Source organism: Amycolatopsis sp. (assembly GCF_035546795.1).
Classification (GTDB): domain Bacteria; phylum Actinomycetota; class Actinomycetes; order Mycobacteriales; family Pseudonocardiaceae; genus Amycolatopsis_E.
The window spans coordinates 1-16,428 of record NZ_DASZWC010000057.1; the positions used below are offsets into that span (position 1 = coordinate 1).

General features: G+C 70.2%; 11 protein-coding genes and 1 pseudogene. 7 read left to right on the forward strand and 5 right to left on the reverse strand.

The window, feature by feature from the left end:
- The 4 genes and pseudogenes from zwf to tkt form a co-directional block, all read right to left on the reverse strand.
- Positions 1-1,399 (reverse strand): annotated as a pseudogene (gene zwf / locus VHD82_RS29240) (glucose-6-phosphate dehydrogenase); the annotation flags it as partial.
- Positions 1,396-3,021, reverse strand: coding sequence for a glucose-6-phosphate isomerase (locus tag VHD82_RS29245; RefSeq protein WP_325711173.1), 1,626 nt, complete (start codon positions 3,019-3,021; stop codon positions 1,396-1,398). The gene VHD82_RS29245 and the pseudogene zwf, both read right to left, overlap by 4 nt.
- A 3-nt stretch (positions 3,022-3,024) precedes the next feature.
- Entirely contained in the window at positions 3,025-4,134 is a 1,110-nt protein-coding gene (tal, locus tag VHD82_RS29250) for a transaldolase (protein WP_325711175.1), read from the reverse strand.
- A 24-nt stretch (positions 4,135-4,158) separates the two neighbouring features.
- Positions 4,159-6,264: a transketolase gene (gene tkt, locus VHD82_RS29255; RefSeq protein WP_325711177.1), complete on the reverse strand. Its 2,106-nt coding sequence runs from the start codon at positions 6,262-6,264 to the stop codon at positions 4,159-4,161.
- Between the two features lie 343 nt (positions 6,265-6,607).
- On the opposite strand from tkt, the gene VHD82_RS29260 reads away from it, so the two are divergent.
- The 7 genes from VHD82_RS29260 (at position 6,608) to VHD82_RS29290 (ending at position 15,102) form a co-directional block, all read left to right on the forward strand.
- Entirely contained in the window at positions 6,608-7,585 is a 978-nt protein-coding gene (locus tag VHD82_RS29260; protein WP_325711180.1) for a heme o synthase, read from the forward strand.
- A 93-nt stretch (positions 7,586-7,678) separates the two neighbouring features.
- Positions 7,679-9,970: an ATP-binding domain-containing protein gene (locus VHD82_RS29265; RefSeq protein ID WP_325711183.1), complete on the forward strand. Its 2,292-nt coding sequence runs from the start codon at positions 7,679-7,681 to the stop codon at positions 9,968-9,970.
- Positions 9,971-10,002: 32 nt separating this feature from the next.
- Positions 10,003-10,587, forward strand: a complete 585-nt coding sequence (locus tag VHD82_RS29270) for an FKBP-type peptidyl-prolyl cis-trans isomerase (protein WP_325711186.1) — start codon at positions 10,003-10,005, stop codon at positions 10,585-10,587.
- On the forward strand, positions 10,588-11,346 hold the full coding sequence (locus VHD82_RS29275; protein WP_325711189.1) for an SDR family NAD(P)-dependent oxidoreductase: 759 nt from the start codon (positions 10,588-10,590) through the stop codon (positions 11,344-11,346).
- A gap of 42 nt (positions 11,347-11,388) precedes the next feature.
- Positions 11,389-12,366 carry a DMT family transporter gene (locus VHD82_RS29280; protein WP_325711192.1) on the forward strand — a complete coding sequence of 326 codons (978 nt, stop codon included), beginning with the start codon at positions 11,389-11,391 and terminating at the stop codon, positions 12,364-12,366.
- A 46-nt stretch (positions 12,367-12,412) separates the two neighbouring features.
- The gene (locus VHD82_RS29285) at positions 12,413-13,060 is read left to right on the forward strand and encodes a hypothetical protein (protein ID WP_325711521.1); all 648 of its coding nucleotides are present in this window, start codon (positions 12,413-12,415) and stop codon (positions 13,058-13,060) included.
- An 83-nt stretch (positions 13,061-13,143) separates the two neighbouring features.
- A complete protein-coding gene (locus VHD82_RS29290; protein WP_325711195.1) occupies positions 13,144-15,102 on the forward strand; it encodes a bifunctional phosphatase PAP2/O-acyltransferase family protein in 1,959 nt (652 codons plus the stop codon).
- Here the strand turns inward: VHD82_RS29290 and VHD82_RS29295 are convergent.
- Positions 15,099-16,313: a helix-turn-helix domain-containing protein gene (locus tag VHD82_RS29295; protein ID WP_325711198.1), complete on the reverse strand. Its 1,215-nt coding sequence runs from the start codon at positions 16,311-16,313 to the stop codon at positions 15,099-15,101. The two genes, VHD82_RS29290 and VHD82_RS29295, sit on opposite strands and share 4 nt — an antisense overlap.
- Positions 16,314-16,428: the final 115 nt, after the last annotated feature.

Sequence of the window (16,428 nt, forward strand, 5' to 3'; positions counted from 1 at the left end):
ATGCGCCAGGAGAGCTCGACCTCCTCCTGCCGGGGGAAGAGCGGCGGGTCGCCGATCAGCACGTCGAGGATCAGGCGCTCGTAGGCTTCCGGCGAGGACTCGGTGAACGACTCGCCGTAGGCGAAGTCCATGTTCACGTCGCGGACCTCCATCGTGGTGCCCGGCACCTTCGCGCCGAACCGCATCGTCACGCCCTCGTCCGGCTGCACCCGGATCACCAGCGCGTTCTGCCCGAGCTCCTCGGTGTCGGTGTGCGAGAACGGCAGGTGCGGCGCCTGCTGGAACACCATCGCCACCTCGGTCACCCGGCGGCTGAGCCGCTTGCCGGTGCGCAGGTAGAACGGGACCCCCGCCCACCGCCTGGTGTCCACCGACAAGCGGACGGCGGCGTAGGTCTCGGTCCGCGAGTCGGCCGGGATGCCGTCCTCCTCCAGGAAGCCGAGCACCCGGCGGCCGCCCTGCCAGCCGGCCGCGTACTGGCCGCGGGCGGTCCCTCGGCCAGGTCGGCGGGCAGCCGGACGGCCGACAGCGCCTTCTCCTTCTCCTGCCGCAGCGAGTCGGCCTCGAACGACACCGGCTCTTCCATGGCGGTCAGCGCGAGCAGTTGCAGCAGGTGGTTCTGGATCACGTCGCGCGCGGCGCCAATGCCGTCGTAGTAACCGGCGCGCCCGCCGATGCCGATGTCTTCGGCCATCGTGATCTGCACGTGGTCGACGTATGACCTGTTCCACAGCGGCTCGAAGAGCGTGTTCGCGAACCGCAACGCCAAGATGTTCTGAACGGTTTCCTTGCCGAGGTAGTGGTCGATGCGGAACACCGACTCCTCGGGGAAGACGTCGTTGACGATCCCGTTGAGCTCCTTGGCGCTGGCCAGGTCGTGGCCGAACGGCTTCTCGATCACCACGCGGCGCCACGACTGCTCGTCCGCCTGCGCGAGCCCGGAGCGCGCCAGCTGCTTGGTCACCACCGGGAACGCGCTCGGCGGGATCGACAGGTAGAACGCGACGTTGCCGCCGGTGCCACGCTCCTCGTCGAGCTCACGCACGGTGTCGGCGAGCCGGTCGAACGCGTCGTCGTCGTCGAAACTGCCCTGCACGAAGCGGATTCCCTCGGCGAGCCGGTGCCAGACCGACTCACGGAACGGGGTACGGGCGTGCTCGGCGACCGCGTCGTGCACGAGCTGGCCGAAGTCCTCGTCCTCCCAGTCGCGCCGGGCGAACCCGACGAGGGAGAAACCGGCGGGCAGCAGCCCGCGGTTGGCGAGGTCGTAGATCGCCGGCATGAGCTTCTTGCGGGACAGGTCGCCGGTCACCCCGAAGATCACCAGGCTGGACGGCCCGGCGATCCTCGGCAGCCGTTTGTCGCGGGGATCCCTCAGCGGGTTCTCCCACTGTTTCATCCGCCGGCCTCCTGAATCGCGCGAACGAGTTGCGCCAGGCCCGCGGCCCGGTCGGTCAGGTGCAGGCGCAGCACTGGACGGCCGTGTCCGGTGAGCACCTTGCCGTCGCCCAGCGCCTGCGCGTGCTGGAGCTTGCCGAGGGTGTACGGCCGGTCCGGCACCTCGAGGTCCTGCTCCGGCGTGCCGGTGATCTGCAGGAAGACGCCGTTCTGGTGGCCGCCCTTGTGGTACTGCCCGGTGGAGTGCAGGAACCGCGGCCCCCACCCGAAGGTGGTCTGCAGCCCGCTGCGCCTGGCCAGCTCCGGCCGCAGCAGCGCCGCGGACGCGTCGTCGAGCCGGTCCAGGTACGCCTGCACGGCGAGGTAGCCGTGCTCGGGCGCGGTTGCGAGGAACTCCTTGAGCACGTCGGTCAGGGTGCCGTCGCCGGAAACGCCGGCGGGGGCGAAGACCTGCACCGCACCGTCCACAGTGGACGGAGTCTCGCCGCCTTCGAGCGCGGCCGGGTTGTCCAGCAGCTCACGCGCGGCCTTCTTCGCCGCTTCCACGTCCGGCTGGTCGAACGGGTTGATCCCCAGCAGCTTCCCGGCCAGCGCGGTCGCGAACTCCCAGAGCAGGAACTGCGCGCCGAGCGGGCCGGCTGTGGCGATCTTCGCGGTCTCCACCACCGGGCCGATGGCCACTGCTGTCGCGTCCTGGCCCGCGTCGCCGAAGCCGGGGGCCTCGGGCCCTTCGACCGCCACCGGCAGCAGGCCGGTGCCCTGCTTGCCGGTGGACTCCGCGATCAGCTGCTCGGCCCAGTCGGGGAAGCCCTTGATCCCGGAGCCGGTGTCGGCCAGCACGACCTTCTCGGCGCCGTCGGCGTGCGCCGCGCTCCACGCGGCCGCCAGCCGCAGGGCCGGGTTCTGCACGTCGTCGGCACCGAGCACCTGGGCCGCGGCGGCGGCCTGGTCCAGCAGGCGCGCCACGTCCGCGCCGGCCAGGCCGGCCGGCACGAGCCCGAAGGCCGTCAGCGCGGAGTAGCGGCCGCCCACGTGCGGGTCGGCAAGGAAAACCTTGCGGTAGCCCTCGTCCTCGGCCAGCTTCGCCAGCGGCGAACCGGGATCGGTGACCACCACGATGCGGGCGGCCGCGTCGATCCCGGCCTCGGCGAAGGCTTTCGCGAAGATGCGCCGGTGGCTGTCGGTCTCCACCGTGCCACCCGACTTCGACGACACCACGATCACGGTGCGCTGCAGGTCACCCGCCAGCGCGTCGGCCACCTGGCCGGGATCGGTGGTGTCCAGCACCGTCAGCGGCGCGCCTTCGGACGCGGTGATCACCTCGGGCGCCAGCGAGGAGCCGCCCATCCCGGCGAGCACGACCCTGTCCACGCCTTCGCTCTGCAGTTCCTCGCGCAGCGCCTCGATCTCCCCGATCAGCGGGCGCGAGCTCTTGTGCAGGGTGGTCCAGGACAACCGGATGGACGCCTCCGGCTCGGCGTCGGGGCCCCACAGCGTGGGGTCCTGCGCCGCGAGCTTGGAGGCGGCCTGATCGGCGACGAGCTTGTCGATCAGCGGCGCGGCCGTGGCCGCCAGTGGTTCGTCGGAGACGGTGACCGTCACCGGCCCGTTGTCTTCCGCCATGCGTCAGTCCTTCGCCTTCCCGAGCTGACCCTCGACGGTGTCGAGCAGCTCCTGCCAGGACTTCTCGAACTTGTCCACGCCCTCGTTCTCCAGCGTGAGGAACACGTCGCGCACGTCGATCCCGACGCCCTCGAGCTGGTCGAACACCGCTTGGGCCTGGCTGCCGGTGCCGGTGACCTTGTCCCCGTCGATCTCGGCGTGGTCGGCGACCGCCTCGATCGTCTTCTCCGGCATCGTGTTCACGGTGCCGGGAGCCACGAGCTGGTCGACGTAGCGGGTGTCGGAGTACGACGGGTCCTTCACGCCTGTGGAGGCCCAGAGCGGGCGCTGCGGGTTGGCGCCTTCGGCCTTCAGCGCGGCCCAGCGCTCACTCGCGAACAGCTCTTCGTACGCCGCGTAGGCCAGCCGGGCGTTGGCGATCGCGGCTTCACCGCGCAGCGCCTTGGCCTCGTCGGTGCCGATCGCGGCAAGACGCTTGTCGACCTCGGTGTCCACCCTGGACACGAAGAACGACGCCACGGACTCGATCGAGCGCAGGTCGTGGCCGTTGGCCTTGGCCTGCTCCAGCCCGGCGAAGAAGGCCTCGATCACCTTGCGGTAGCGCTCGACGGAGAAGATCAGCGTGACGTTGACGCTGATGCCCTCGGCCAGTGTCGCGGTGATCGCGGGCAGGCCCTCCTCGGTGGCCGGGATCTTGATGAAGACGTTGGGCCGGTCCACCGTCTTCCACAGGTCCTGCGCCTCGGCCACGGTCTTCGCCGTGTCCTTCGCCAGCCGCGGGTCCACTTCGATGGACACCCGGCCGTCGGTGCCGTTCGTGGCGGTGTAGACGTCGCGGAACAGGTCGGCGGCGTTGCGCACGTCGGTGGTGGTCAGCTCGCGGACGGTGGCCGAGAGATCGGCGCCGCGGGCGGCAAGCTCACGCACCTGCTTGTCGTAGGCGTCGCCCTTGGACAGCGCGTTCGCGAAGATCGTCGGGTTGGTGGTCACCCCTACGACGTGCTTGTCGCGGATCAGCCCGGCGAGGTTGCCGGAGTCCAGCCGTTCGCGCGACAGGTCGTCGAGCCAGATGGACACGCCTGCTTCGGACAGCTGGGCGAGTCGGTCGCTCATGACGTTCATCCCCTTCTCGTGGATTCAGGAGTTCTTGGTCTTGGCGAGCGAGCTGCGCGCGGCGTCGGCCACGGCGCCGGCGGTGAACCCGAACTCGCGGAACAGGGTCTTGAAGTCGGCCGAGGCACCGAAGTGCTCGATCGACACGATCTCACCGGCGTCGCCGACGAAGCGGTACCAAGGCTGCGCGATCCCGGCCTCGACCGCCACCCGGGCCTTGACCGACGGCGGGATCACCGAATCGCGGTAGGCCTGGTCCTGCGCGTCGAACCACTCGACACACGGCATCGAGACCACGCGGGCCGCGATCCCCTCGGTGGCCAGGGTCTTCGCGGCCTCCACGGCCAGCTGCACCTCGGAACCGGTCGCGATCAGCACGACGTGCTCGTCCTCGGCCTTGCCGTAGTCGCCAAGCACGTAACCGCCCTTGGCGACGCCTTCGGCCGAGGTGCCTTCCAGCACCGGCACGTTCTGCCGGGTCAGCGCGAAGCCGGACGGGTGGTGGATGTCCTCCAGCGCGGCCTTCCAGGCGGCGGCCGTCTCGTTCGCGTCGGCCGGGCGCACGACGTTCAGGCCCGGGATCGCGCGCAGCGAGGCGAGCTGTTCGATCGGCTGGTGGGTGGGACCGTCCTCGCCGAGGCCGATCGAGTCGTGCGTCCAGACGTAGAGGACCGGCGCCTTCATCAGCGCGGCGAGACGCACCGGCGGGCGCATGTAGTCGCTGAAGATCAGGAACGTCGCGCCGTAGGGCCGGGTTCCGCCGTGCAGCGCGATGCCGTTGAGGATCGAGCCCATCGCGTGCTCGCGGACACCGAAGTGCAGCGTGCGGCCGTAAGGGTTGGCGCTCCACATGCTGGTGGAGGCCTTCTCCGGGCCGAACGAGTCCGCGCCCTTCATGGTGGTGTTGTTGCTCTCGGCCAGGTCGGCCGAGCCGCCCCACAGCTCCGGCAGCACGTCGGCGATCGCGGAGAGCACCTCGCCGGAGGCCTTGCGGGTGGCGACGCCCTTCTCGTCGGGCTCCCAGCTGGGCAGCTTTTCCGCCCAGCCCTCGGGCAGGCTGCGGGTGGCGAGCCGGTCGGCCAGCGCCTTGCGCTCCGGGTTGGCCGCGGCCCAGGAGTCGAACTTCTCCTGCCACTGGGCGCGCGCCTGCTTGCCGCGGTCGAGCGCCTTGCGGGTGTTGGCCAGCACCTCGTCGTCGACCTGGAAGTTCTTGGCCGGGTCGAAGCCCAGGATCTCCTTGACCGCGGCGACCTCTTCGGCACCGAGGGCGGCGCCGTGCGCCTTGCCGGTGTTCATCTTCTTCGGGGCCGGATAGCCGATGATCGTGCGCAGCAGGATGAACGACGGCCGCGGGTCGGCCTTCGCCGCCTTGATGGCCTCCTGGATCGCGACGACGTCCTCGCCGCCTTCGACGACCTGCACGTGCCAGCCGTAGGCCTCGTACCGCTTGGCGGTGTCCTCGGAGAGGGCGATGTTGGTGTCGTCCTCGATGGAGATCTTGTTGTCGTCGTAGAAGACGATCAGGTTGCCCAGCTCTTGGCGGCCCGCGATCGAGGAGGCCTCGGAGGTGACGCCTTCCTCGATGTCACCGTCGGAGGCGATCACGTAGATGTGGTGGTCGAAAATGCTTTCGCCGGGGGCCGCGTCCGGGTCGAGCAGGCCGCGCTCGCGGCGGGCCGCCATCGCCATGCCGACGCCGTTGGCCAGGCCCTGGCCCAGCGGGCCGGTGGTGGTCTCGACGCCGGGGGTGTGCCGGTACTCCGGGTGACCGGGGGTCTTCGAGCCCCACTTGCGCAGCTGCTTGAGGTCTTCCAGCTCCAGGCCGTAGCCGGCCAGGAACAGCTGGATGTAGAGGGTCAGGCTGCTGTGCCCCGCGGACAGGACGAACCGGTCACGCGCCGGCCACTCCGGGTCCGCCGGGTCGTGCCGCATCTCGCGCTGGAACAGCGTGTAGGCCAGCGGGGCGAGGCTCATCGCCGTACCCGGGTGACCACTGCCACACTCCTCGACGGCGTCCGCGGCGAGCACCCGGATGGTGTCCACGGCGCGGGTGTCGAGGTCGGTCCAGTCGGCGGGCACGTTCCGCCGGAGCAGAGGATTGTTCTCGCTGATAGAGGCGGTTTCGGACACTGAACTCGAACTCCCCGTGCTTGTCGTTTGTGCTGTTTCGTCGGTTTGCGTGTTCGCGCGCGCGAGCCCACTTATCTCAATCGATCCCGAAGACACGATATTCCTGGTTGAGGGCATCGCGCGCGTTCACAACCGGGCTTTGCAGGGGCAGCCTAGTAGGTCGGGTACCCGACGGGCAGAAGCCCGACACTCCCACCCGCCTGCCCGGCCACCACCCCTGACCGGATCCGCTGCGCGGATGCCGCGCCAACCCCGGCGAGGTCGATCGGGGAACCCGTGGTTACGATCAGTTGCGGTGTCGAGCCCCGCGCTGACGCCACCCGAAACTGACCCAGGGAGCGAAATGTCGTTGGTGGACGCTGCGCACGAACGCAGTGACAGCACCAGCGCCGCGGACTCCAGTGCACCGTCCGCCGGTGGCCTTCGGCGCGTCCGCCAGCGTGCAGGCGCCTATGTGGCGCTGACCAAGCCTCAGGTCATCGAGCTGCTGCTGGTGACCACCATCCCCGCGATGTTCCTCGCGGCGCGCACCATCCCGTCCCCGTGGCTGATCCTGGCCACCCTGGCCGGCGGGACGATGGCCGCGGGCAGCGCCAACGCGCTCAACTGCGTGATCGACGCCGATATCGACAAGGTGATGAACCGCACCAAGCGCCGTCCGCTGGTTCGCGACTCCGTGCCGCGGCGCAACGCGCTGGTGTTCGGGCTCGTGCTCGGCGCGGGTTCGTTCGTGATGCTGTACTTCACGGTCAACCTGCTGGCCGCGGTGCTCGCGATCGCGACGATCCTGTTCTACATCTTCGTGTACACCCTCGGCCTCAAGCGCCGCACCGCGCAGAACGTCGTGTGGGGCGGAGCGGCCGGCTGTATGCCGGTGGTGATCGGCTGGGCCGCGGTGACCGGCACCGTGCAGTGGCCCGCGTTCGTGATGTTCGGCGTGATCTTCTTCTGGACCCCGCCGCACACCTGGGCGCTGGGCATGAAGTACCGCGAGGACTACAAGCGCGCCGGGGTGCCGATGCTCCCGGTGGTGGCCACCGCCGAGCACGTGGCGCGGCAGATCGTCATCTACTCGTGGGTGATGGTCGGGTGGACGCTGCTGCTGCTCCCGGTGACCAGCTGGCTGTACGCCACGTTCGCGGTGCTGGCCGGCGCCTGGTTCCTGTTCTACGCGCACTCGCTGCAGCGGCAGGTCCGGCGCGGGGTGGAGACCAAGCCGATGTCGCTGTTCCACCGCTCCAACACCTATCTGATGATCGTGTTCGTCGCGCTCGCCGTCGACTCCGCGATCGGCCTCCCGGCGCTCGGCCTGCCCTTCTAGGCAGTTTTCGCTCGCCTGCCGGGGAATTCTCCGGCAGGTAGGATCGTTGGCTCACCTGCCGACCATCAATCCTGAAGCGAAAGTGGGTTCTTCTTGTCCGTGTCCCCGGATCTGGCAGCCGACGACAACCCAGATCTCGCGGCGGAGCAGGACTACGTGTCGCAGCTCTACCGCAAACTCGACACCGAACGGGAAACCGCGCAGCGGCGGCTGACCGGGGCGCTCGCCCAGACCGGCGGCACCCCGCAGGCCCGCACCGAACGAGACGTCGCCACCACCACGTACTCCGAGCGCCTGACACAGCTGACCTCCGTGGAGCAGGGCCTGTGCTTCGGCAGGCTCGACTTCCACGACGGGGAGACCTCGTATGTCGGCAGGCTCGGCCTGTTCGACGAGGAAGGCGACTACGAGCCGCTGCTGATCGACTGGCGGGCGCCTGCCGCGCGCCCCTTCTACCTCGCGACAGCGGCTTCGCCGGAAGGCGTTCGCCGGCGGCGGCACATCCGGACGCTGTCGCGCAAGGTCGTCGGGCTCGACGACGAGATCCTCGACCTGCGAGCCGCCGACCAGGGGCACGACCTCGGCCTGGCCGGCGAGGCCGCGCTGCTGGCGGCGCTGGAACGCCGCCGCACCGGTGAGATGAGCGACATCGTCGCCACCATCCAGGGCGAGCAGGACCGCATCATCCGGGACGAACTGGGCGGGGTGCTCGTCGTCCAGGGCGGCCCCGGCACCGGAAAGACGGCCGTGGCGCTGCATCGCGCCGCGTACCTGCTCTACACCTACCGGCAGCAGCTGGCCACGCGAGGCGTGCTGGTGGTGGGCCCGAACAGCACGTTCCTGCGCTACATCGGGCAGGTGCTGCCGTCGCTCGGTGAGACCGGCGTGCTCCTGTCGACTGTCGGGCAGCTGTTCCCCGGCGTGCGCGCGAAGGGGGAGGACACCCGCGAAGCGGCCGAGATCAAGGGCCGTGCGGTGCTGGCGGACGTGCTCGCCGACGCGGTGGCCGACCGGCAGCAGGTGCCTGAAGACGCCCTCCGGGTGGACTTCGAGGACGACGTGCTGGAAGTCGGCAGGGCCGTTTGCGAACAAGCGCGTGCCAAGGCCCGTGGCACGCTCCGCCCGCACAACGTCGCCCGCCGGGTCTTCGTCGAGCAAATGCTCGACGCCCTCGCCGAGTGCGCGGCCGGGCATCTCGAAGTGGATCTGTTCGAAGGCGTGCCCGAAATTCCGTTGCAGGACGGCGAAAGCGCCGACGCCGAGGTGCTCGACGCCCGCGACAGGGCCGAGATCCGGGCCGAGCTGGCCGAGTCGAAGACAGTGCTCGCGGCGCTGGATTCGTTGTGGCCCAAGCTGACTCCGCAGCGGTTGTTGCGTGAGCTGTTCGCTTCGCCGGAGCGGCTGGATTCGGCGGCGGGGGAGCGGCTGGCGCAAGCCGAGCGAGCGCAGCTCGTACGCCCGGAGAAGTCCCGCTGGACGCCCGCGGACGTGCCGTTGCTCGACGAGCTCGCCGAGCTGCTGGGCGAGGACGACACGGAAGAGCGCGCGGCCCGTGAACGCCGGGAGCGTGAAGACCGCGCCTACGCCGAAGGCGTGCTGGACATCCTCGAACAGGACGAGGAGATCATCGACGAGGAAATCCTGCGGGTGAGCGACATTCTCGACTCCGAGCTGTTCGCCGAGCGTCAGCAGCGCCGTAGCGAGCTGACCGCCGCCGAGCGTGCGGCGCGGGATCGCCGGTGGACGTTCGGGCACGTCATCGTCGACGAAGCGCAGGAGCTGTCGCCGATGGACTGGCGGCTGCTGATGCGCCGCTGCCCGAGCCGTTCGATGACCCTGGTCGGCGACGTCGCGCAGACAGGCGCACCGGCCGGAGCCTCGGCGTGGGGCGACGTGCTCAGCCCGTACGTGGCGGACCGGTGGCGGCTGCGCGAGCTGACGGTGAACTACCGCACCCCGGCGGAGATCATGGCGCTGGCCGCGGCGGCGCTCGCACACGTCGATCCGGAGCTCCGTGCCCCTGATTCGGTGCGCGAGAGCGGCGTCCGCCCGTGGCAGCGGCCGGAAGCGGGCACGGACCTTCCGTCCATTGTGGACGAAGAGCTGGCCGGCGCGGACGGTGGCACGGTCGCGGTGCTGTGCCCGGCGGCCCGGCTGGGCGCGATCCGCGCGCGGCTGCCCGAGCACGAACGCCTGTCCCTGCTGTCGGTCGGCGAGGCCAAGGGCCTGGAGTTCGACGGGGTGGTCGTGGTGGCGCCGGAGGAGATCGTGGCGTCGTCCCCGCGCGGCTGGAACGACCTCTACGTCGCGCTCACCCGTGCCACCAGGAGGCTCGGGGTCGTGTACACCGCGCACGAGCTGGAAGCTCTTGTGGGTACCGGATAACGACTGGTCAGCGCCCGGTTAAGGTGAGCGCCATGCGTAACGCTGGCAAGATCATGACCGTGGTGGCCGCCGCGCTGTGCCTCGCCGCCTGCTCGAACGGCCAGGAGCCGTCGTCCTACCCCCCGGGCGACGGCCCGACCTACCCGGCGCCCGCGCCGGCCGGTGCGTCCTCGAGTGCCTCCGCCGCCGAGCCCGCCTCCGGGCAGCACGAGTGCACCGCCGACGACATCAAGGTCACCGGTGATTTCGGCGCGAAGCCGACGATCACCATCCCGGACACCTGCACCGCGCCGACCCAGCTCGTCACCAAGGACCTCCAGCCGGGCACCGGCGCCGCGGCGAAGGACGGCAGCTCGCTGCAGATGAACTACGACCTGAGCACGTGGTCGGACAAGCAGGACAAGGAAAACTCGTTCGGCTCGCAGCCGTTCTCGCTGACGCTGGGCGCCGGACAGGCGATCCCGGGCTGGGACCAGGGCCTGGTCGGCATCAAACAGGGCGGCCGCAGGCTGCTCGTCGTTCCGCCGGACCTCGCCTACGGCGCCGCCGGCCAGGGCAGCGTCAAACCGAACGAGACGCTGGTCTTCGTGGTCGACGCGGTGAAGGTCACCGGCTGAGTGGAGCTCCGTGGCACGCTCGCGGTGGTCACGGGGGCGTCGTCGGGTATCGGCGCCGCCACCGCGTTACGGCTGCATGAGGCGGGCGCGCGGCTGATCCTGCACGGCCGGGACGCCGGCCGGCTCGCCGCGCTGGCCGAGCGCACCGGCGGGACAGTGGTGACCGCGGACTTCGCCGACCCGGCCGCGGTCACCGCCGCGGCCGGGGAGATCGGCCGCATCGGCGAGGTGGACGTGCTCGTCAACAACGCCGGGATCGGCTGGGCCGGCCCGGTCGCGGAGATGACCGCCGAGGACGTGCGGCGGCTGGTGCAGGTGAACCTGACCGCGCCGGTCGAGCTGACGCGCGCCCTGCTGCCCGGGCTGCTCGCCCGCCCGCGCGCGTCGCTGGTCTTCGTCACGTCCATCGCGGGCCGTACGGCGGTGGCGGGCGAGTCGGTCTACTCGGCGGTGAAGGCGGGGCTGGACACGTTCGCCGAGAGCCTGCGGTTCGAAGTCGCGGGCAGCGGCTTGCACGTGGGCGTGGTCGTGCCCGGCGTGGTGGACACCGAGTTCTTCACTCGCCGTGGCCGCCCGTACGAACGCCGGTCACCGAAACCGGTTCCGCCTGATCGGGTGGCGGCCGCGATTGTCGCCGGAATTCGTCGTGACCAGGCGGATCGCTACGTTCCGGGCTGGCTGAAGCTGCCGGTCACGGTGCGCGGCGCCCTGCCATCGGTGTACCGTGCGTTGGCGTCCCGATTCGGTGGTTCGGGCTGATCCACCGGAATGTTCTAGCGATGGGGAGCGCTGCGACTTGATGTGTTGATTCCGGTCGTACTCGGCTTCGCCGCCGCCTTTCTCTTCGCGGCCTCCGCCGCGCTGCAACGCAGCGCGGTACTCGAGGTGGCCGACGCCGATGTGGAGCACCGGGCCAGCAGGCACCGCGTGCCCGTGCTCTGGCTGATCCGCCGCCTGATCCGCAAACGCGTCTGGCTGGCCGGGTGGGCGACGAACCTCCTGGGTTTCCTCAGCCAGGCCATCGCCCTGCATTTCGGCTCCATCGCGCTGGTCCAGCCGCTGCTGGTCACCCAGCTGCTGTTCGCGTTGCCGATGGCCTCGGCCGTGATCCGGCAGTGGCCGGCGCTGCGCGACTGGCTCGCGGCGCTCGCGATCGTCGGCGGCGTCGTGGTGTTCCTCGCCGTCGAAGGCGCCGCACCGCTCGGGGGGTCACCCGACCGGGGGAGATTGCTGATCGCGGTCGTGGTCGCCGCCGCCACGGTGGTCACCCTGGTTCAGGTCGCGCAGGGGCGCGGGCCGCTGCTGCACTCGGCGTTCATCGCCAGCGCCGCCGGCGTCTGCTACGCGATGAGCGCCGCGCTGATGAAACTCACCACGGACGACCTGCTGAACAGGGGTGTGCTGGCCACCGCGCTCGACTGGCCCGGGTATCTGCTCGCGCTGTCCACGCTGACCGGTCTGCTGCTGGGCCAGCAGGCCTACGGTTCGGGCTCGCTGTCGGCGGCGATAGCGGTGATGTCCATCGTGAACCCCGCGGTCAGTTACGCACTCGGCCTGCTGGCCTTCCACGCCACGCTGTCCACCTCGCCGGGCCCGCTCGCGGCGACGGCCGGTGCGGCTGTCCTGCTCACGGCGGGTATTTTCGGGCTCGCGCACTCGCCGACGGTCCAGCGGGAGACGACCCGCACGGCAACACATGGCGTTTACCCCCACACTGATAGCTTGCCGGGCAAAGTTGCGACCCCCGCCCATCCCCCGGAGACTTGTTCTCAGGAGTGATTCAGAGCCCGTGCAAACAGCCGAGAACGTCCACACGCCGCGCCACATGGTCATCGAGATCCCGCACCTGCGCGGAACCCTGGCGCGAGCGCTGGTGCTGCTCCTGGAAACCGTGATCGTCCCCAGTGTGCTGCTCGCGCTGCTGCTGCATTTCGCCGGGCTGGTGCCCGCGCTGTGCGCCGTGCTGGGCTGGTCCGCGCTGGTGATCGGGGCGCGCCGGCTGTTCCGCCGGGACCTGCCGCGCACCCTGCTGCTGTGCACCGGGCTGCTGGTCAGCCGGGCGTGCTTCGCGCTGGTCACGTCCAGCGCGGTGGTGTACGTGCTGCAGCCCGCGCTGGGTTCGGTGGTGATGTTCCTGATCTTCGTCGGCAGCGCCGCGCTCGGCAGGCCGATCACCGCGCGGCTGGCGCGGGACTTCGTCCGGTTGCCGGCGGAGCTGTTCGCGCACCACACCGTGAAGCGGGTGTTCGTCGAGGTCGCGCTGCTGTGGGGCGGTTCGCGGCTGATCGACGCCGGGATGACCATCGGTTTCCTGCATTGGGGTGTGGAAGCCGGGCTGTTCTCGCGCGGCGTGCTCAGCGGGCTGCTGACGGCGCTGACCATCGCGGTCTGCGCTGGTCACGGCTGGCGCAAGCTGCGCAGGGTGCCCGGGCTGACGCTGCGGATGGGCTGGCGCTCGGCCGCCGCGACCTGAGCTGGGCGAGCGTCACTCCCCGTTTTCGTGCTATATGACGGTGTGTGCTCACTGTTGGATCGTCAACCAACACGCCGTTAACGGTGGCCGACCGGATCGGGACGCCGAAGCGGCCTCGGTGGTGGGCCGAACTGCTCGGGGGACTGGCGCTGTTCGGCGTCTACCTGCTGATCGAGTCGCGCCCCCTGCCGTCGCGGGAAGCCCGCGCGATGGGCTACGGCCAGTGGATCCTGGACTTCGAGCGCGGCCTGCATCTGGGCTTCGAACACGGGATGAACGTGTGGCTGGCCGGGCAGGGCTGGCTGCGTACCTTCGCCAACTACGAGTACGCGATCACCTACATCGCCAGCGCGTTGCTGCTGCTGTTCTGGGTCTACGTCTGGCATCCCGCCGACTACCGGCGGGTGCGCAACTCGTTCGTACTGGTCAATCTGCTCGCGCTGGCCTGTTTCTGGCTGCTGCCGGTGGCCCCGCCGCGGATGCTGCCGGGCGCCGGGTTCGTGGACACCGTGCGGCTCGGTCACACCTGGGGTTCCTGGGGCTCGCCGATGGTGGAGAACGCCAACCAGCTCGCGGCGATGCCCTCGCTGCACGTGGGGTGGGCACTGTGGGTTTCGGTGGTGCTGGCGCGGCTCGCGCGCGGCCGGGCGGTGCAGGTGGTGAGCGCGGTCCACGTGCTGGTCACGCTGCTGGTCATCCTGGCGACCGGGAATCATTACTGGCTCGACGCGGCGGTGGCCGTCGTCGTCGTCGCGACTGCTGTCATGATCGCGGATGTGGCGAGACGACCAGCAACCCGGATCCCGGCATCGGACGCTTTCTTCCTGCACGTCGAAACCCCTGAGGCACCGCAGCACGTCGGCGGGCTCATCATGCTCGACACCACCCGCGCGGCCGGGCCGCCCACCTTCGAATTCGCGCGCGACGCGATCGCCGCCCGGCTCCACGACCTGCCCGGTTTCCGGCAGCGCCTGGTGCCGCCGACGAAATGGCGGCCGCTGCGCTGGACCGATCATCCCGAAATCGACTGGGCCTGGCACGTGCCGGTCTTCGACCTGAGCCTGCCCGACGGCAGCCCGGGCGGAATGGCGGCGCTGCACCGGCTGGTCGGGCAGCTGGCAGGCACGCCGTTGCCGCGGGACCGGCCGCTGTGGCGGTTCTGCGTGGTCACCGGAGTCGAGGAGGGGCTGGCCGCGGCCGTCTCACTGGTGCACCATTCGGTGGCCGACGGGATCGGCACGATCAACATGATGCTGCGGCTGTTCGACTCGCCGGACATGACCGCGGCGATCGGCGAGGTCGAATTTCCCGGGCGGGCCAAGAAGATCGCCGGTGGTGTCGTCGGTCTCGCGCAGCTGGCCACCGACCACAGGCCGGAAGCACAGCTCCCGGTCAGCGGCACCGCCGACCGTTCGTTCGGCACGGTGCGCCTCGAGCTGGAGTGGATGCGGGAGCTGGCGCGGGCACGGGGCGTCCGGGTCACCGACCTGCTCCTTGCCGCCTCGGTGGCGGCGATGCGACGGGTCGCGAAGGGGCCGTTGCCGTCGCGGATGCTCGTGTCGGTGCCGTTGATGGCGGCCGTGCCACGGCCGGGGATGGCGGGCAACGTCACCGCCGCGGTGATGATCGAGGTCCCGACCGGGGACATGCCCGAAACCGAGCGCCTGCGGGTGATCAGCAAGGCGAGCGCGCGGCTGCGCGGCGGGACGAGGGCGATCGCGTCGCGGTTCGTGATGCATTCGGTGGCGAACCTGATGCCACCGGTGTTCCACGGGTGGTTCTCGCGGTTCTTCTACGGGAGCCGGATTTTCAACGGCATCGTGTCGAACATGCCGGGCGCGGCCTGGCAGGTGGACTTCGGCGACTACCCGCTGCAGACGGCGTACCCGATCATCCCGCTGGCGCCGGGCACGCCGTTCGTGATCGGCGTCCTGGGCTGGTACCGCGACTTCTCGATGAGCGTGGCCACCGACCCCGCGTTCATCCCCGACACGGCGGCGTTCATCGCCGAGTTCCGGAAGGCGCTCGCCGAGTTCGGCTAGTTCCGGTGTTTTTCCGGTACGCCCCAGGCCAAGGCGAGCGTGAGACGGCGCCGGTTGTCCGGGTTGTCGAGGCTTTCGCCGAACAGTTCACGCAGCTGGGACAGCCGGTACCGGACGGTCTGCGGGTGGATGTGCAGTTCCTCGGCGACGGCCCGCCTGTCGCCGAGGTGCCGCAGCCACGACGCGAGCGTCTCGCACAGCCGCTCGCGGGTCACCGGCCCCAGCTCGTCGAGTGGTGCCAGCGCCTGCTGCCGGAAGGCCTCCAGCAGCCGCGGATCGCGGTGCACGATGATCGAGTCCAGGTGCTCGTCGACGAACACGGGGTCGTCCCGCAGCACCTCGTCCCGGCGTAGCTGCGCGGCCACCTCGGCCACGCGCATGCTCGCCGGCAGGTTCTCCAGCGGCACCGCGTGCCCGACCACAGCCCCGGCGCCGCGCAGCGCGGTGGCCAGCCGCTGCCTGCGTGTGGGGCCGTCCGGGTCGGGGATGATCGCGCACACCATCCGCTGCCGCCGGACGTGCAGGCACGAGTGGTCCAGGCGGGCCAGCAGCGCACTGCCCACGGGATTGTCGGGCTCCACGAGAATGACCGCCGCCTCGCGTGGCAGCGGCCAGTCGATGCGTGCGGCGGCGGCGCGGATCGCGGTGGTGTCCGAACGGTCGGACAGGAGCATGTTGCCCAGCTCGTCGCGCAGCCGTTCGCGCGCGGCGGCGGCTTCGGACTGCTCGAGCACGTAACCACGCGCCGATGCCGAGGAGAGCTGGTCGACGAAGATGAACACCGCTTCGGCGAGCGAAGCGAACACGTCGGAGGGGACCCCGACCTCCAGCGCGACCTCGGCGACGTGGTGCCACGCCACCCGCGCGCCGATCTGGTACGCCGACAGCAGGCTCGTCAGCTCGCGGCCCTGTTGCCACTGGGCGCGCCCGATCTCCTCGAACAGGGACTGCTCGCCGAGCTGTTCACTGGGCTGTTCGGCGGCGTCGGACAGTTCCGTGATGTCCCACTTCGCCATCCGCATCAGCCGGTGCAGGAACATGTTCGCCGAAGCCAGCACCTCGTCCCGCTCGGTGATGATGAAATCGGCGTAGTCCGGCCAGTGGTTGTTCAGCAGCCGCGTGACGTCGTCCAGCATCCGGGGGAGCCGTTGCGCCGTCGCCTCGGCCAGTTGTTCCAGTTTCGTGTCGCTCGGATCCGCTTTTCTGCCCACTGCTCCCGGCTACCTCCACCCGTATGACGCAATCCGTCCTTCGTTCGGGTCAATACTGTCCGCTCGTGATAACCCGGGTCTCCCCGAATTTGTTTCCCGCGCGAAGAATCCTGGC